This is a genomic window from Gluconobacter albidus, from assembly GCF_002723915.1.
In the GTDB taxonomy this organism is placed as follows: domain Bacteria; phylum Pseudomonadota; class Alphaproteobacteria; order Acetobacterales; family Acetobacteraceae; genus Gluconobacter; species Gluconobacter albidus.
Genome location: NZ_BEWL01000002.1, coordinates 18,776 through 35,847 on the forward strand (window position 1 = coordinate 18,776; position 17,072 = coordinate 35,847).

The 17,072-nt window shown below is 61.1% G+C and carries 19 protein-coding genes; 3 read left to right on the forward strand and 16 right to left on the reverse strand.

The features are described from left to right. Position 1: 1 nt before the first annotated feature. Positions 2-538 carry a hypothetical protein gene (locus tag GAL01_RS03090; protein WP_062029790.1) on the reverse strand — a complete coding sequence of 179 codons (537 nt, stop codon included), beginning with the start codon at positions 536-538 and terminating at the stop codon, positions 2-4. A 164-nt stretch (positions 539-702) separates the two neighbouring features. Here GAL01_RS03090 and GAL01_RS03095 point away from each other — a divergent pair, with 164 nt between their 5' ends. Next, positions 703-1,326, forward strand: a complete 624-nt coding sequence (locus tag GAL01_RS03095; protein ID WP_062029788.1) for a hypothetical protein — start codon at positions 703-705, stop codon at positions 1,324-1,326. Positions 1,327-1,406: 80 nt separating this feature from the next. Here the strand turns inward: GAL01_RS03095 and GAL01_RS03100 are convergent, their stop codons facing one another. Beyond that, the gene (locus GAL01_RS03100; protein WP_062029786.1) at positions 1,407-1,940 is read right to left on the reverse strand and encodes a hypothetical protein; all 534 of its coding nucleotides are present in this window, start codon (positions 1,938-1,940) and stop codon (positions 1,407-1,409) included. Between the two features lie 308 nt (positions 1,941-2,248). Here GAL01_RS03100 and GAL01_RS03105 point away from each other — a divergent pair, with 308 nt between their 5' ends. Beyond that, positions 2,249-3,094 carry a tetratricopeptide repeat protein gene (locus tag GAL01_RS03105; RefSeq protein WP_062029784.1) on the forward strand — a complete coding sequence of 282 codons (846 nt, stop codon included), beginning with the start codon at positions 2,249-2,251 and terminating at the stop codon, positions 3,092-3,094. Here the strand turns inward: GAL01_RS03105 and GAL01_RS03110 are convergent. From GAL01_RS03110 to GAL01_RS03155, 10 genes are all read right to left on the reverse strand, one after another. Beyond that, on the reverse strand, positions 3,055-3,786 hold the full coding sequence (locus GAL01_RS03110) for a hypothetical protein (protein ID WP_062029782.1): 732 nt from the start codon (positions 3,784-3,786) through the stop codon (positions 3,055-3,057). The two genes, GAL01_RS03105 and GAL01_RS03110, sit on opposite strands and share 40 nt — an antisense overlap. Continuing rightward, entirely contained in the window at positions 3,783-5,225 is a 1,443-nt protein-coding gene (locus GAL01_RS03115) for a type II and III secretion system protein family protein (protein WP_062029780.1), read from the reverse strand. The genes GAL01_RS03110 and GAL01_RS03115 overlap by 4 nt, the downstream gene beginning before the upstream one ends. 22 nt (positions 5,226-5,247) lie before the next feature. After that, positions 5,248-5,967, reverse strand: coding sequence for a winged helix-turn-helix domain-containing protein (locus GAL01_RS03120; protein ID WP_062029778.1), 720 nt, complete (start codon positions 5,965-5,967; stop codon positions 5,248-5,250). A 31-nt stretch (positions 5,968-5,998) separates the two neighbouring features. Beyond that, positions 5,999-8,140 carry a type III secretion system export apparatus subunit SctV gene (gene sctV / locus GAL01_RS03125; protein ID WP_082790708.1) on the reverse strand — a complete coding sequence of 714 codons (2,142 nt, stop codon included), beginning with the start codon at positions 8,138-8,140 and terminating at the stop codon, positions 5,999-6,001. Further along, positions 8,137-8,460 carry a hypothetical protein gene (locus GAL01_RS03130; RefSeq protein ID WP_062029774.1) on the reverse strand — a complete coding sequence of 108 codons (324 nt, stop codon included), beginning with the start codon at positions 8,458-8,460 and terminating at the stop codon, positions 8,137-8,139. Before GAL01_RS03130 ends, sctV begins: the two co-directional genes overlap by 4 nt. Positions 8,461-8,464: 4 nt before the next feature. Beyond that, positions 8,465-8,845 (reverse strand): hypothetical protein, encoded by a 381-nt coding sequence (locus GAL01_RS03135; protein WP_062029772.1) that lies wholly within the window; start codon positions 8,843-8,845, stop codon positions 8,465-8,467. 37 nt (positions 8,846-8,882) lie between these two features. Beyond that, a complete protein-coding gene (locus tag GAL01_RS03140; RefSeq protein ID WP_062029770.1) occupies positions 8,883-9,788 on the reverse strand; it encodes a SctD/MshK family protein in 906 nt (301 codons plus the stop codon). Between the two features lie 108 nt (positions 9,789-9,896). After that, positions 9,897-10,085 carry a hypothetical protein gene (locus GAL01_RS03145; protein WP_141306867.1) on the reverse strand — a complete coding sequence of 63 codons (189 nt, stop codon included), beginning with the start codon at positions 10,083-10,085 and terminating at the stop codon, positions 9,897-9,899. Positions 10,086-10,251: 166 nt separating this feature from the next. Continuing rightward, positions 10,252-10,932 (reverse strand): hypothetical protein, encoded by a 681-nt coding sequence (locus tag GAL01_RS03150; protein ID WP_062029766.1) that lies wholly within the window; start codon positions 10,930-10,932, stop codon positions 10,252-10,254. Positions 10,933-11,193: 261 nt separating this feature from the next. Then, on the reverse strand, positions 11,194-11,613 hold the full coding sequence (locus GAL01_RS03155; RefSeq protein WP_062029764.1) for a lytic transglycosylase domain-containing protein: 420 nt from the start codon (positions 11,611-11,613) through the stop codon (positions 11,194-11,196). Between the two features lie 137 nt (positions 11,614-11,750). Here GAL01_RS03155 and gspG point away from each other — a divergent pair, with 137 nt between their 5' ends. Next, the gene (gene gspG, locus GAL01_RS03160) at positions 11,751-12,194 is read left to right on the forward strand and encodes a type II secretion system major pseudopilin GspG (RefSeq protein WP_062029762.1); all 444 of its coding nucleotides are present in this window, start codon (positions 11,751-11,753) and stop codon (positions 12,192-12,194) included. On the opposite strand, the gene GAL01_RS03165 is transcribed toward gspG, so the two are convergent. Genes GAL01_RS03165 through GAL01_RS03180 form a run of 4 tightly spaced genes read right to left on the reverse strand, consistent with a single transcriptional unit; the run spans position 12,171 to position 16,990 of the window. Further along, positions 12,171-13,028, reverse strand: coding sequence for a type II secretion system protein GspK (locus tag GAL01_RS03165; protein WP_062029760.1), 858 nt, complete (start codon positions 13,026-13,028; stop codon positions 12,171-12,173). The two genes, gspG and GAL01_RS03165, sit on opposite strands and share 24 nt — an antisense overlap. Before the next feature lies 1 nt (position 13,029). After that, entirely contained in the window at positions 13,030-15,339 is a 2,310-nt protein-coding gene (gene gspD, locus GAL01_RS03170; RefSeq protein ID WP_062029758.1) for a type II secretion system secretin GspD, read from the reverse strand. Positions 15,340-15,374: 35 nt separating this feature from the next. Next, positions 15,375-16,004 (reverse strand): type II secretion system protein GspM, encoded by a 630-nt coding sequence (gene gspM, locus GAL01_RS03175; RefSeq protein ID WP_062029756.1) that lies wholly within the window; start codon positions 16,002-16,004, stop codon positions 15,375-15,377. Positions 16,005-16,009: 5 nt separating this feature from the next. Beyond that, positions 16,010-16,990, reverse strand: coding sequence for a PilN domain-containing protein (locus GAL01_RS03180; protein ID WP_145995600.1), 981 nt, complete (start codon positions 16,988-16,990; stop codon positions 16,010-16,012). Positions 16,991-17,072: the final 82 nt, after the last annotated feature.

Consider the following 17,072-nt stretch of genomic DNA (forward strand, 5'->3'; position numbering starts at 1 on the left):
CTCAGCCTCCCTGTGTGAGGAGGCTCTTCAGCGTGGAGGTCATGTTCTGTGACGACACGGTGATGATATGGGTTTCGAATTCGGAGTTGGTGAATGCCATCTGTCGCGTCAGGGCCTCGTTGTACATCGCAATCCCCTCCTGCTCGACTTTCTCGAACAGACTGTTCAAAGGGGCGGTTTTTCCATCCGTCTTGCCTGCGGAAGCGACACTGGAAGCGCCTGAAAGTCCCGCTGTTCCGACGCTGCCTTGCGGGAGAGCCAGGTGTTCCGTTCCCGTCGTGGGAATAACAGTCGGCGCCAGCGTATTGAGCGTGGAAAAAGCGCTGCTGATCCGCCCCAGCCCGGACAGGATCTGATCCCCCAGTGTGTCTGTCGTGGAGAGGGACTGCGTCTCGTATGTCTGGCGGACAGGTGTACTTTGCAGGAAGGCAACCTGATCGTCGCCGGGCGCAGGCGCTCCTGCGGCCATGCCGCCTGTCTGGTCGGTGAGGGAGCGCTGGGCCAGCGCTGTCGCATCCAATCCCGTAATGCCTGTCATACCTGCGACCCCGAACAATATCCTGCAACAGGCCCGGACCTATCGGGATCAAGCCTAGGGGCGAAAGCTGATCTGAACCTGACCTTCAAACGGGCTGTCCGAAAGTGTCTTCAGGCGTCCGGCAAGAATTGTCGGGCCTCTACGCGCGGTCTATAGAAGAAAAGATGAAGCAGAACTCCAATTGCAGTTCGGAAAAGACGGCGATGCCGCACCGGCGATTTCTTTCCGGCGTTCTGCTGGCCTCTGCGGTGCTGGCCTCTGTGGTGCTGGCACTGCCGCACAGCGTCCGGGCAGAGCCGCTCCCGCTGCCCGATCAGGGACGCTATACTGTCATCCATCAGACTTTGCCCGATGTCCTGACCCAGTTCTGTGAAGACGTGAACCTGCGCGTCGTCGTGGACCCGTCCATTCAGGGGAATGTACGCTCCGGCTTTACCGCCGAGACGCCGCTGGCATTCCTGAATGCGCTGTCCGCCGAATACAGGCTGGACTGGTACTATGACGGCAACACACTGCACGTCACGCCATCATCCGCGACGACGACACAGTCTTTTCCGCTGGGTGGTGTGTCTTATGCGGCATTGATGCGGGTTGTGGACGCGAAGAAAATGCTCGAGCCCCATTATTCGGTCCACACCGATGATCGCGGGCGTTCCGTCAGCGTCTTCGGGCCACCCGATCTGCGCGATCGCATCAGCCAGACGATCCAGTCCCTCAGCGGACCGGGCGCAGGCCATCGGACAATCAGGATTTTCCGGGGGAGTGCCGTTCAGGAAGTCTCGAAATAGATCGGGACATTTTTGACGAACGGATATGAAATCTCTTCCCAGTCAGAAATTTTGACCGGGAAGAGAAGTGCGGGCAGGTTTCAGGACGTCTGCTGCGAGGGAATGGGGGCCAGATCCGGCAGTTGTCCGGTCGTACCGGAGGCATCGGTTCCCGAAGCGTCGCCGCTCGTTCCCGTGTCCTTCGCGCTGGTTGCGCTGGAGCTGCTGGAAGAGTCCTTGTTCCTGGCTTCCTGAGCCTGACCGAAAGAAATCAGGCTGGCAATCTGTGCGGTAGACCCCAGCGTGACCGTGAGAGGCTTCAGGATCTTGTCGAATTTATCGCCAAAATCCTTCGCCGTGTCGCTTTTGGATTTGGCAGGCTTTGCTTTTGGTTCTGCGGTAACGGTGTCGGCTTCAGTATGAGGGGTGTGCGCAGCAGGCGCATGCTCGGACGCGACCGATGTGGGATGTATTTCCGAATTCTGCGAATAAACGGAGCTGGTGGGTCGGGGCGCCGTGTTGTGAAGGGTCTCGTTGAAACCCGTAATTTCGCTCTGCGGGGTGGAGGTGCTGCCGCCCGCGTGGGTTACAGGCGTATGCGGCTCAATTTCGCTGGATCCGATTCTACCGGGCATCTCTGGCTCTCTCCATAACTCAATGTTGCGCTCATCACCGAAATGCTGAAAGACCGGGACAGAGGGGCAAATCGGCGTGCTTTCATTCTGTAAGAGAGCAGTCTGTCTTTATCCTGATCTGGTTTTGACATTTGCAAAGCGCGGTTCCGCTTTCACGTAACCATAACAGTCTGACGAAAATCCCGCTTCCTGCCACCTGTCAAAAAAAATCCATATTTCAGGATGTGTCCTGAAATCGTCAGCGTCTGATAGATTTGGTAAATTGCGCCCTCCAAACCTGGTCTGCGCTTCGTTACGAAAGTTTTTTCATGCGGGTTTCTTTTCCGTCACGTGCTGTGGTCCTTGCTTTCACGCTGACGGTTCCTCTTGCCGGCTGTGTTTCAAACGCTTCGCATAACGCACAGGATGTCGCGCGGGAGCGGCAGGCGGCGCGAAACCCCGAGACCATGATGAAAGTCGGCGACAGCGCACGCGCACGCGGAGACTGGACCACCGCCGCAGCCTTTTACGGCCGGGCCGTTGCACTGCGCCCCGGACAGCCGGATTATGTCGGGCCTTATGCCGAAGCGCTCATGCATCAGGGGCGGACGAACGAGGCAATCGAAGCCATTCATGGTGCAGAGGCCAACGCGACGTCTGCCGAGCGTGTGCGTCTTGCGCTGCTGCTCGCCCAGTTGCTCAATACCGCACAGCGGTCACAGGAAGCGATCGGGGTTCTCCTCCCCGTGATCCAGCAGAACCCCAATTCCGCTCCTTTGCGTGTGGCGCTGGGAATTTCCTATGAAATTTCCGGAGATGCACAGGGCGCCCGCCAGAGTTATCGCGATGCGCTGCGGATCGACCCCGCCAATATCGCCGCCGCCAATGATCTCGCCCTTTCGGAAGCCCTCGGAGGGCAGCCGCAGCAGGCGCGCGCCGAGCTTCTGACCCTCCGGACACAGGCCGTCGAGCGCGGGGCGTCAGCCGTCTCGCTCTCCACGATCGACGGAAATCTGGCGATTGTTTACGCCCTTGAAGGCAAATTGTCGGACGCGCGGCAATCCGCACGTTCGGCCGCCCTCAGCAGCGAACAGATCCAGCAGAACATGCGGTTCTATACGCTCCTGCACGCCGCTCAGGGCGTGGACGCCGCCTCGTCCGCAACGGGGGACTGAGACGCATCGCTCTGTGTCGTGGCGTCTGAGGGGACTGCCGGGCTGTCGCTTCCGGTCGTCGGTGTGGAACTGCTGCCCCCGGTGCTCCCCCCCGTGCTGCCACTGCTCATGGCCGATGGGAAGGTCGACGTCGCAGGCGTTCTGTTCTGCGAATTGCGATCCATCCCCGCCTCCCACAATTCCACAACACGGCCAAACCGCGCGCCATTGGCCGGTTGCAGATGTGCAGGCTCCAGCAGATCTCCCGGATTGGCGATTTCCGCAGCGAGCGCTGCCGCCTGAAGGCACTGTCCAAGGGGATAAAGGCTGTCGGACGTGTCTCCGGTCCAGGACGGTCGGATGGCCTGACGACAATCGGGTTGGGCTACGACATACGCCCTGAGGACGAGCGTGTCCGACACATCATGAACGACGCGGATCCGTGCCGGTTCCACCCCGGCGCGGACAAGCGCATGCGTCACCAGAGCCGTAATCTGCGGGTCCGCACCGTTGATCGTGGCGTGGACGGTGCTGGGATCGCCCAGCCTGCTGAGCGCGGTATCGAGCGCACTGTCTGCGTTGGCGGCATCAAGAGGAATGCGATGCTGGTTGACGCCCAGCAGAAGCGGAGGCGGCGAGCCGGACGAACGGGTGCCGCTGAATGTGCAGCCGGTCAGCGACAGTGCAAGAAGGGCGGAAAGCGCGTGTCTCATTCGTAAAGAAACCCGGCCGCACCCTGAAGATGGGGCATGCGTGTGGGGTCGGGCCCATCCGTTGCCGCGGCCGCCGAGCGTCGGAGCAGCAGCGCCTCGATGGCGGATGTCGGACGGATATAGTCGGTCGGCAGCGCCGGGACACGATCGGACGGGTGAACGATATAGGCCGTGACGACGATCAGCAGTTCGCTCTCGTTGCGCTGGAACGACGTGGAGCGAAACAGCGATCCGAGCACCGGAATATCCGCCAGCCCCGGCACCTTGGAGATGGTATTACTGGCGTCGTTTGAAATCAGGCCGCCAATGGCAAAACTCTGACCCGATGCAAGCTGGATGGTCGTATCGGCCCGGTTGGTGCGGATGGCGGGAACGACGCTGCTGCCGGAAATGGAATACGCGCCTTCCGACGCTTCGGTAGAAACGGAGCTGACTTCCGGTGCGACATGCATGCTGATGGTCCCGTCAGACAGGACCGTTGGCGTAAAATCGACGCTGACACCATAATTTTTGTAGGTGATCCCGACAGTACCCAGACCCTGCGGGATCGGAACCGGGAACTGCCCGCCGGACAGGAACTTGGCTGTCTCGCCGGACATGGTGGTGAGGTTGGGCTCCGCCAGCATGGTCGCAAGCCCCTCCGTCGCCATGGCGTCCAGTGTGCCCGTCACGGAAGACCCTCCACTCGTATAGCTTCCCGAAAGCGCATTGGTTGCGCTCGACAGGGCCTTGATGGCGCTGGGGACGCCACTCAGTCCGCCCGTTGCGGCACCGATGGCGAAAGAGCCCACACCGTTGAAAACCGTTGTCCAGTTAAAGCCCAGATCCTGCGAGAGCTGCCGTTGCACTTCTGCGACCCGCACCACAAGATTGACCTGGACCGGCTCGCCGATTGTCAGACGGTTGATCAGTTTCGCGCCGTTTCCGCCGTATTGCCTGGCAAGCGCTTCAAGATGGGCGGCGGCTTTGGCATCCGGAACGGAGCCGGACAGGACAACGCCTTCAGGCGACATCTGGACCTGAACATTCCGGCCGCCTTCCTTTGCAATCATGGTGCGCATCGCGTCCATGTTGAATGTTACCGTCACATCGCCGGAAATCATTTTCTGGCCGCTCTGGTCCAGCACAATGAGCGTCGTATGGCCGGGCTTTTTGCCGAAGATGAACAGGCCGTCATTATCGGTGTACTGCACGTCCATAATCGTCGGATCGGCGATCATGACATTGCCTGCCGCACGGGGAAGCTGGATCAGCTGCGCTCCTCCGACAGCCAGCGTCATGGTCCCGCTGTGCCGGGCGGCCTGTACCTGCGCGGCTGCGTCTTGCGTGGCCAGCCCGATGCCGGCCGTGCCCATGAGCAGAAAAGATCCCTGCAATGCGGCGCCTGTGCGGGTAATTCGCCAGAACCATGCGCGATGTGTTGAACGGCCTGAAATCATACTGAAAAACTGTCCCCGTTCGTCATGCCGTGAGTTCCTGCGACTGTGCCATCCCCATGTCCTTGTCGAGCCTTGCCGCAAGGCGGTAGCCCACCCCGCGGACGGATTCGATCGTCACGAGAGAGCGTGCCTTTGCAAGCTGCCGCCGGATCCGGCTGACACGCACCTCGAGGGAGTTCGGACAGTACTCGGCCTGCGCGCCATAGACGTCGTGCTCAAGCCCGGCCCGGGGCACAACATGACCACGGCGGCGCATCAGTGATTCCAGGATAAGCGTCTCCCGGCGCTGGAGTGTGAGCTCAAGATTGCCGACCCGCACTTCGCGTGTGGCGGTACAGAGGGTGAGGTCGCTGAACTGGTGCTGCTCTGCCGAACGGATGCGCGGGCGACGCATGATGGTGCGAACACGCGCAACCAGTTCCCGCGGGCTCACATCACGCGTTACGCTGTCATCCGCGCCCGCTTCGAGAGCTGCGATCCGCTCGTCCTGACAATTGGCGATGAGCACGAGGAATTCGTCGCCGTCATGTCGCCGGCAGCGACAGCGCGCCTGCCACCAGACGCTGTAGACGCCATCGCCACTTGTGGAATCAAGCAGGACAAGACTGTAATTCGAAGCCGTCAGGGCCTCGTTTGCATCGTCGAGTGTCGTAAAAACATCCGCGCCGAAACCGGCGCTCTGAAGGTTTTTGGCAAGGCCGTCGGCATACCCGCTATCGGGGGACATGATCATCAGTCTCATGTGCGTTTCTCCTGCAAAATCCGTTGATCCGTCATTGCTGTCTGGCAATGACTGCATCGGCCCCGAACACGTCCGTTCCAATGGACGCGATGGGATGGACGGGGAATTCGTCGGCAAGGTCCTGATACGAGAGAACGGGGTTGTCGAAGCCGTTCCGGATCAGGAATCCCCTGACGAACCGTCGCGTGTCGACCGAACACACGATGATGGGTTTGGTGGTTTCCGCTTCCGCGCCGGATTTTCCGGGCGCGTTGGCCAGACGCTCGCGGACGGCCTCCAGAAGTTTTTGGGATGCATCCACTTCCAGCGCCAGAAACGAGCCGGCAGGCGTCTCGCGGACGGACTGCCGCAGAAGCTGGTCCGTTGCCTGCGACAGAACGATCGCGGGGATCGCCCTGTGGTTCGTCGCATAACGGTGGCAGATCTGACGGGACAGGGCATTGCGGACATGTTCAGCCAGCATCGGCACCTTGTTTTCGGTCTCGCCCCACTCCACGAGCGTTTCCAGAATAAGGCGCATGTTGCGCAGCGACACGTCTTCTTCCACGAGACGCCTGAGAACTTCGGCGAGACGCTGGACGGGCACCAGTTTCGTGGCCTCGCGCGTCAGATCGGCATATTGTGCCTCCACGCGCTGGACGATCTGGCGCGTTTCCTGAAGCCCGAGGAAACGCCCGGCATGGCGACGCAACGCAGCACGGAAGCGGAAAGCAATGATCCCGGCATGATCGTAAAACCCGATCCCCGCTGCCCGGAGCCGCCCTTCACTGACGGAGGGAACCCAGAGGGACGGATCATTGGTCAGCAGAGCAACGCCTTCCTCGCCCTCTATCCCGGCAAGGTCCAGATGAACCGGATCGTCGTGCAGCAGTAGAAAATCCCTGCGCAGTTCATGCTCCTCGATGGGAACGTCTTCCAGATCAATTGAAAACCGCAGCTCCCCGCTGCCGTCGTGCTGACGGAGGGTGGGCGGGGGAAACTGGAAGCCCAGATCGTTGCCGATTTCCATGCTGACGCGCGCCAGAAGACGGGTCAGACGTCCCTGGTCCAGAGTGGCGTTCAGCTTCTGGCTGAGAGTAATCGCCATCAGGGGGGTGAAATTTTCCTGAAGGGTCGTGCTGGCCTGTCCCGCCGGTGAGGCGTCGGAGAAGACATCGTCCTGCGCGCCGGGATGCGGTTCGGCGGAGCGTCGGAAAACGCGGCTCGTCAGGCCCTTCCAGTCCGGGCGGCTGCCGCAGAAGAAAATTGCCGCCAAAATGAGGAAGACGGGTTTGGGAAAGCCGGGAATAAGTCCCATCGCCAGAAGAACGACCGACGCCACGCGCAGGGCGCTGCTGTTGGCCGTCAGCTGGGTCGCCATATCGCGGCCCAGATCCATGCCATGACCGCCCACGCGCGTGACCACGACGGCCGCCGTGATGGACAGCAGAAGGGCCGGAATCTGCGAGATCAGAGCATCGCCAACCGTCAGCAGCGTGTAGGTCTGCATGGCCTGGCCGATCGCCATACCGTGCTGCGCCACACCGATGCCGATCCCCCCGACCAGATTGACCACGATGATGATCAGCCCGGCGATCGCATCGCCCTTCACGAATTTCAGGGCGCCATCCATTGCGCCGTGCAGGGCACTTTCGCTGGCCAGTTCCGTGCGACGGCGCCGGGCCTCGATTGCGTCGATATCGCCCGACCGCAGATCGCTGTCGATGCTCATCTGCTTGCCGGGCATGGCATCAAGCGTAAAGCGTGCGCCCACTTCGGCAACGCGTTCGGTGCCTTTTGTGACGACGATGAACTGGACCGTGGTGACGATGGCGAAAACGACGAGACCGACGACGATGTTTCCGCCGATGACGAATTCGCCGAACGTTTCAACAATCGCCCCGGCATCCGCCGTCGTGAGAATCAGCCGCGTGACCGTGACTTCAAGCGCCAGCCGGAACACGGTCGAGACGAGGATCATGCCGGGAAGCGCTGTCAGATCCAGCGGCGACCGCAGATAGACGGCCACCATCAGAAGCAGGACCGACAGGCTGAGATTGCATCCGATCAGCACATCCGCAAAGGCCGCGGGCAGCGGCATGATGAGCATGCCGATCGTCAGGACCAGCACCAGAACGAGGGCCAGATCCTGCCGCTGGCTCATGACCCGGAAAAAGGGCGTGAGATGCTTCATGCCGCAGCGTGCCGCGTATAGTGCGCAAAACAGGTGCGCGCTTCGTCGAGCCGACCAAGCTGATGCAGCGCCCGCGCTCTCAGAAGGGCATTGCCCGCATCGGGAGTGGTCTCAAGCCTGTCGAGACAGTCGAGCACAACAAGGGCGAGTTCACTGCGGCGGATGACGGTATAGACATGCGCCAGCATCCGCAGACATTCATGGTCTCCCGTGCGCTGGGCGAGCACCAGCAGCAACATGGGCAGAGCCCGCCAGGGCCGTCCGCAGCAGATGTAGAGATAGGCCAGGGACAGCAAAAGATCGCGTTGATCGCTTTCCACGATTTCAGCCGCCGATCAGACTGTTGGACGCCTTGAGCAACTGCTCCAGAGCCGCGAGTTCATGTCTGAGCGTTTCCAGTCCCCCGGGGACGACAGGAGCCGAGCTTGAGCGCGAGGAGGCCTGTTCTTCCAGCCGTCGCAGCAGGTCCTGCCTGCGCGACGGCAGAAGAACCGCGGGGTTACGGAGATGCGGCATGATATGGGCATAGACCGCGCCGATAACGGTGGGTGGGTCGATGGTTTCAGACAGCGCGTTCTCAGGCGCCAGTGTCTGGCGAAGGGCGGCAACTTCGTCGTTCAGCAGACTGTCATCATGCTGGAGCGACAGGTCCTGCAGAGCGCGGTCGAGACGGACAGTCCCTTCGGACCAGACTCTCTGAACCATCTGTCCTGTCTCCGCCTCATCTGCGGGGGGCCGCAGATCAGTAATTAAAGTTAATAGGTCGTAAACCCTTGCGCATTATTACGGTATGTTTCCGTATCTCGAAAAGCGACAATCCTGTGACAATTTCAGTGCCCACCCGGTAGCGCTGAGAATGTACGACGATATTGGGATTTTTCCCCGTCCAGACGGCCTGAATGGGCACATCAACCGGCGGTGTGGCCGGGGCGGGAGAGACGTTCGAAACCCATACGGCCTGTGTTCCGAAGGAGGCATCGAACCATTTTTCAACCTCGTGGAACGTCTTCATTTCCTGAGCCGAGAGGCTTCCGTCAATGATGATGACGCCGGAAGAGGCACTGACCCTCAGTTCGGGAAGATTGTTTTTTGTCAGCTCTTGCACGACGAGACGGCCCAGTTCCGCATCGCTGACCAACTGTGGGACGGGCTGGGCTGCTGACGGATCCGGCGTGTGGGACACGGAGGCCATGTCTGTCCTGCGTGCGGGTGTCGCCGAATGCGACAGCGCCTGTATCACAACAAGCATCAGGGCTGTTGCCATTCCCCCCACAACCATGAGGGTGGGATTGATTTTCCGTTTTGTGGCGGGAATATCTTCGGCAGCGTGCGTAAACGTTTCTGGCGAAGACGCGAGGGTGCCATCAGAACCCAGATGAAGGGAAACAGGCCCAAGCCGTAGCGTCGCAGGGGCTGTGACGATCGTGCTCTCGCCAGACGGGAGAGGCACCATATTCACAACAACATCCGGTGCGAGGGCCTGAAGCAGATACGCGCTTTCAGGCTGCGGCTTTATCGAAACATGCTGCGCTGCGATGCCCTCATCGAGCAGCGCCATGGTCGCCTGCAGGCCGGAACCGATGATGACAGGCTCCGTGCCAAGCGTCATGACGGCATCGCTGTGCAATCCGTTCTGAACAACCAGCATGATGCATCCCGGCTTGGGAGGACAGATCCTCCTGGTGGCAAAAACGGAAAATGGCCTGCACGACGGGGTCTGCCCCCGGCATGCAGGCCATGTCCGACGATGCGGAAATCAGTCCTTCGTGAAGGCGGACTTCGCGTTGCTTTCCATCGTCTGGGCAAAGTCGTTTGCAAATGTCTGGGCGTTGGAGATTTCAGACATCTGTTCCTGCTTCTGCAGGTTCTGGTCTTCCATGGCTTCGGACTCCTGCATGATCTGCTGCATGGTTGAGTCGCTGCTGGCAGAGATGGAACCGCTCATTTTATTCTCCATGACGTTGTTGGTGACTGAAAACAGCGCCGTTTTCTCCTGGCGCCATCCGGAAGCCCACATGAACTCCCGAAAACCGTGACGTTCGTAACGAACGCCTGTACACGCTCTGCATTCTCCCGCCGCCCCGAAGGCGCGCCGGGCAGAATGCCGGGCGTCAACCCAGTGCGGACTTCAGTTCGGATGCAGCAGAGCTACCGTTGAACGTGCCGGACTGAATTTCGCTGGCGAGCATCTTCGCGACATCGGCAAGGTTGCTGTTGCCGGCGTTCGAGGCTTCGCGGGCCAGGGCATTGAGATTGTTGAACTCATCCGATCCGGACTTGCCGGACTGCAGGGCGTCCGCAATCGTGTCGACGTTGTTGCTCAGCGCATCGACGCTGTTGCCCTGAAGAGCCTGCTTGATGGCATTGCTGCTGCCACCTTGGTCGTAGGTGCCATCTGACAGGCTACGGCCGATATTGCCCGCAACGGAAGAATCGAGGCCGTTACCCTGCTGGCTGGCTTCCGACGAAACAGCCTGAGCGTACTGCTGCAGGGTGTTGCCGTTCGTGCCGTTCATGTCGACGAGCGTCTTCAGCGTTTTCATGTCATCGCTGAGATTGCCGGTCAGGGACAGGCCCGTGTTTCCAACAGGTGTGGGCGTCGAAGACCCTGTGTCGGACGAACCCGTACCTGAGGCGTTGCCGCTGGCTTCCATTTCCTGCAGGAGCTGGATCAGGGCCTGCTCCATTTCCTGTGCCGTTTCCATGCTCAGGTTCTGGCCGGTCGCTGAAGTGTTGAGGTCGCCCGTGCTCGTCGGGCTAAATGTTGTGTTGTAACTGTCAACCGTGGACATGCTGCTCTCCACATCAGAAAATCTGCGATCAGAGAGCAAGGTGTTACTTACCCTCTTGTCCGAACTTTCCACCCTCTGCGGTTGCAGTTCTCATGGTCGTTTCGGCCTGAAGAAAGAGATATTTGAGCAGTCTGACCGGAACCTGACGTAAAATCCGCCAACACTCATTTCCGGTTAAAACACGTCAATATTCACTGAATTGCAATCAAAGAGACAGGAACGGCGCGTCCCGGTTCCCGCGCCTGAATGTTCAGGCAGAGATCATTCCTGAGGGCTGTTTCCAGCCGCAAACAGGCGCCTGGCCTGCTGGAGAACCCGCTTCTGATAAGCGGAATTCAGCTGGGGCGTGTGGGAATGATAATCTCCTACGGCCTCAAGAAGGTCTCCGTGCGTTTCGTTGAGGTAACTTCGCAGGATAAGAGCCGAAGCGGCGATATTGAAGCATCCGTCCGACACAAGACGCGCAGCCGTCTGGGTGGCCGGCATGCGGGTGATCTGGGAGAGAAGTCCGACCCACTGCGTGTTGATCTGCATCAGCCCCAGATCGTCGGAACCGTTCGTGTTGTGATGCACGAGGCCAATGGCGCCGCGTTCGACTTCCCATATGGCAGGCAGAACCCGCGGAGGAAGATCGTACCGGATGGCGGCCGCGAGCATGCAGGCCAGAAGGGGAGCGGGCATGGCAGACCTGTCGGGACACTCTGTCCGGAATGAAGAAATTATGAAGACAGCACCGTGACCCCCATCATGCGCTGGGCAGAGAAGGTCCGAAGCTTTAGTACCGTTTGACGAACGGTTAAAAAAGGTACGTCATCAAAATGTCATGTCCCAGACAGGTCTCCCGTGCCGAGCGTCGCGATGATGCCGGTTTTACCCTTCTGGAAATTCTTGTGGTTCTGGCCATTCTGGGCCTGCTGGTCGGGCTTGTGGCACCGGCCGCACTGCGCCAGCTGGGGGGGGCCCGCCAGTCCGTCGTCAAGCAGTCGATCGCTCGGATCGGTACGGTTCTGGACATGTATAAGCTCGATACGGGCGATTATCCCTCCACGGAGGAAGGTCTGGACGCGCTGGTCCATCGCCCGTCATCGGTGGAGAACTGGAACGGCCCTTATCTGAAGGGCGGCGCTGTTCCGTCCGATCCCTGGAACCATGCCTATGTCTACCATGCCCCTTCGGAGCGGGAGGGGCATGACTATGACCTCTGTTCCCACGGACCGAACGGCCGGGGCGAGGCGGGATCAGGAATGATCTGCAATCCCTGAGGGAGTGCTGTCTGGCGTCATGGTTTCCAGACGGACCAGACGCCAGGGAATGGGGCGTTCATCAGGAAGCATAACAGCCTCGGCATGACGCCACATCCTGAAAGCGCCATGGAAGACGAAGGCGTCCACGGAAACAAGGACGCCGCCGTTTCCTTCGCTGTTCGGATCCGTCTGATCCGCGCCACTTGAAATCCCGGATTTCAGCAGAGCCTTCCGGACGGACGGATCGCCGGTGTGGAGATCGGGCAACTCCTGCTGGGCAAAGGACAGATGCGGCTCCAGCCCCTCAAGCAACAGGGGCGTCATGCCAGGAACGGCCGAAAGATCATCCAGATCATGAAACGGCAGCCCCTGTGACACACAGCCCGAGGCTCTGTCCGCCACATGAAACCCTTCACTGCGCCACCCGAGAAGTGTGGCTGCCAGAGAGGCGGCCTGATCGGATGAAAAACCCTGCGTCATCAGGAGCGCTGCCATCAGCGGCTGACTGGCAATGTTGGGATTGATCCTGTCCCGTCGGATCTGACTGCGCGTTCTGACCTGAAACTCGGTGGCCTCAGGACTGGAAGACCATTGGCCCTTCGGGCGCGTGCGCCCCGTGGCGACGGCGTAGAGTTCCGTCGTGATGGCGGCGTCTGCCGTTGTCTGGAGTCGCGCTTTCCAGAGTGCCGTGCTTTCGAGGTTCAGGGACGCGCGGCCCAGCATCAGGGCCTGCGTGCCGATCAGGGCCAGAAAAGCAAGCGTCCAGAGCACCAGTAGCAGCGCAAACCCCGCCTCCCGTCCGCGCAGCGGGCCGCGTGGAGGCAAGGGGAGCGATGGGGTGCCGGCCGGCATGTCAGTCGTGCAGTCCGACCGCTTTGAGAATGCGGTGCTGCGGATCTGCCGAGCCGGTCGGGGGCATGCCGTTCATTTCAGCCGGCAGGAGTGCTGCGTGAAGAAGCTGTTCGCGCAGATCTTCCGTCAGGGCGTAGGCTTCGCTCTGGCTGTGAATGATATGGGGCGTAATGAGGATCAGGAGTTCCGTGCGGTTTCGCGTGTTGGTCTGGTTTCCGCCCAGCATTCCAAGGAGCGGAATATCCTTCAGCCAGGGCATTCCGCTGTTGTTGCGGTTGGACGTGTCCGAGATCAGCCCGGCCAGTCCGACCGTCTGACCGTCCGCGATGACCACGCGCGACGTGACCTGACGCTGTGAGAAGGTCGGGCTGTTGATGGACCCGCTGCCGGTTGTCGTCGTGCTGGAAGCCACGGAGCTGACCTGCTGGGAGATGTCGAGCGTGACCGTCCCGCCATTGCTGACATGGGGGGTGACCTGAAGAATCACGCCCGTGGGCTGATAGTTGATCGAATTCGTGATGGTGGAATTCGACGTCAGAACCCCGGTGGTCGAGCCGGTCAGATACGGCACCATGTCGCCCACCATCAGGGAGGCGGCCTGGTTGTCCACGACCATCAGTTCAGGCGAGGACAGGACGCGCACTTTCGTGACGGCTTGGAGCGCATTGATGACGAAGGGCGCGCCCCCCTGTCCCGACCCGCCGAGAACGAAACCGGGGAACGAACTGGAGAGCTGCGACGACACCAGATTGGCACTTCCAAGGGACTGGGACGCATTGCTGAGAATACCGTTTATTCCGCCCGACTTGAAAAAGAACTGCGTGCCGTAATTGAGCGAGTCATTCAGCGTCACTTCGGCGACCGTGGCATCCACGCGAACCTGAAGGGGCATGATGTCCACCTTGCGGAGCATGGAGGCCACGGTTTCCATCTCGTTGGCCGTGCCATAGACCAGAACGGCATTGTTCTGGCTGTCGGGAATGATGCGGATTTCCGACGTTTCGGAACTGTTGCCCGAACTGCCCAGACCCAGCCCCCCGAGCAGGGGATTATTTGAAATTCCATCCTGTGCGGTCTGCGTCTGGCCGGACTGGCCGTCCGAAGACGGGCTGTTCTGACCGGAACCGGAGAGCTGGTTGCCCTGCTGGGATGTGCCGCCGCCTGAAGACCCGAAGCCCATCCCGCTGCCGAAACTTCCCGAACTCCCGGAACCGGACGAGGAACTCTGGAAGCCTGAAGAGGAGGGCTGGGCTTTTGCCGTGGGGACGGCCGTGACATGGCCTGGGGTGAAGGCCTGTTGCAGAACATAGGCCACGTCGTTCGCCCGACTGTTCTGGATGTAGAACACATTCCATTTCCGCACGGTTCTGCGACGCTGCGCCTCGATGACGGAAAAGGCACGACGGGCCTGATCCAGAAGGGCGGGGGTTGCGGCAATGACCATCACCGCTTCGATATGTGGCATGGGCACGACCTGCATCCGGCCTGCCAGCGCCTGTTCCTTTTTGCTGCCCAGAGCAGCCTGAAGGGCCTGCGAGACTTCGCTGGCATTGCCGCTGGTTGCGGGGAACAGGGCATAGGACTGTCCGGCCAGCACATCGGAATCGAATGTCCGGACCAGTTCTTCCAGAGAGGCCCGCGTGGCGGGATCGCCCGAAATCACGACGGCATTTCCCGCCGGGGCCGCAACGATGTGGTCCCCGCCCTTGAGGATGGGCTGAAGCGCCTTCACCAGACTTTCAGCCGAAGTGTAGCGCAGCGGAACGATCGTGTTGCCTGCCGTTCCACCGCCGGTTCCCGCCGTGCCCGCAAGGGTGGTCACGCGGTAAATGCCGTTTTCCTCGACCAGCGCCGCGCCTGCGCCCGCGAGTGCGGTCCGGAAAACCGGCAGAAGCTGGTCCTGACGCAGCGGATGCGGCGTACGCAGGGTGATGGTGCCGTGGACGTTTGAATCAACGAGATAGTTGGCCTGAAGCAGCCGCCCGAGAATTTCGTCCGTAACCGACTGGATATCGGCATCCACGAAATTGAGGGTCAGGGTTCCATTTTCAGAGGCGCCACCGCCCGTCTGGCGGGTGCCGGAGGCCCGGCCATAACTCAGCATGCCGCCCCGGGCGGATTCCATGCTCCCGACCGGACCGTCAACGCGGGGCGTGGCCGTCTGGCCGTACAGATGTTTCGAGACCGGCAGGGGTGTCAGGTGTGGTGGCGTGGACGAACAGCCCGCCAGCAGAGCCAGCGGCGGGAGCGCTGCCATGAGGAGGAAACGGCGGGACATCCCGGAGATGGCAGGGGACAGGGAAGCAGGCACGTTGTCTCTCAGTCTGTTCTGTCGGCGGAAAGGGATCATGGCCGGGGGGCGGTGGACGCCGCGATGGAACGGGGGTCGCGCAGCGCAAGGATGGTGAAGGACGCATCCAGGGCGCGCCCTTCAGCCGTTTCGTCAATCGCCTGCGGGTTGCCGGACACGTCGATCCGGAGATCATCGACCAGCAGGCGCGGAGCGGTACTGTGGTCCAGGGCGTCCAGAAGACGGACCAGTACGGCATAGGATGTGGTGAGGGAAACCCTCACGCCGAGCCGCTCGAACGCTCCGGTGCGCGAGACGGGGAGCGGTTCCATGCTCGTCGGCAGGGCCTGCCCCTCGAGGGCGGCGTCGTGCACGATCTGCTGGAGGCGGGCAAGGGCCGTTTCCTGCGAGGTTTCACTGATCAGGAGCGTGCTGCCACGGGCCTGAAGCGATGCCGTCCGGGCCCGTTTTTCAAGATCGGGCAGGGTGTCCACGAGGATCTGCGTATGGGCGAGGATGTCCTGCTGTTCGGCCAGATCGGCCTGTCCCTCGGCATACTGGTTCAGCAGAAGGGATGCGCCGGATGCGACCAGCACGAGCAGGACGAACGTCATGCCGAGGGCGAGGAGACGTCCTTTTCGTCCGTCGGGCAGACCGGACATGGGGGGTGAGGCTGAAGCGGACATCAGGATCAGCCCGGAGCGTCAGCATGAAGGGTGAAGAGATCCTGCCGACGGTCTTCGGAGCGTGTGATCGGCCCCGAGAAAGCTGCGTTCGAAAACGCGGCGCGATGCTCCAGAATACCGATCAGTTGCGTGGCCTGTGCGGACTGTCCTTCCAGGGAGACATGACGCTCATGGAGATGCAGTTCCGTCAGGAACGTATCTTCCGGCAAGGCCTGCGTGAGCGTCTGCAACACGAGGAGGGACGATCCCAGCCTGTGTTCTTCCCGGCGGATGGCGGCCGGCCCCTGTGTGAAACCGGCGATGTCCCGTCGCAGCGCCTCGGCCTGCTGCTTTTCTGTGGACAGCGCGGAAAGGGCGTGATCGAGCCGCAGACGCGAGATCTCCTGACGGATGAAGGGAGCTGCGATCAGGGCAAGACCCAGCAGGACGAGCAGGGAAGGCCGGATTTTCCTGACTTTCGAGGGCGTGCCAAGTGGAAGGACGCCTTCCATCCCTTCGCACCGCAGATGTGTCGGGATAACGGCATGCTCTGCCAGTTCCTGCATCGCCGCTTCAAAGGTACGGCGTGGTGCCACGAGAAGGCGGAAGCCCACCTGACCGTTACGCAGGGGGAAGGCTTTCCCCGTTGGCGTGACAGTCCAGACGACGTCTTCGGGGCGGAACGGGGTCAGCCTGTCCAGATCGTAGCCGATGGTCTGCACCGCATGGGGGGCGGCTGCGCGGGGTAAAGTGAGTTCACGCGAAAGGATGGCACCGGCAGGCAGGACAAGGCAGACCGGCGCGGGACGGGCTGAAAGAAGGCTCTTCTTGCGGGAGGCCGGGCGCGGAAGGCGGGACAGGCTGCCGGGCTCGAGGGTTCCGTCCCGCCGGACCGGGAGGCGCAGATCCTGCCGCTGGTCCCGCCTCAGGGCGGCAGGCAGGAGCTCCGCCATACGGCTCACCCACCAGCGGAAAACAGCCTCAGGCCCCGGTATCGACAGGATCATGCGTTAAGACAGAACATGGGAAAAGCGGGGAGGGGCCACCTGATGAAACGGTCCACATGAAAGGCAATGAAAAGCTTCGCGA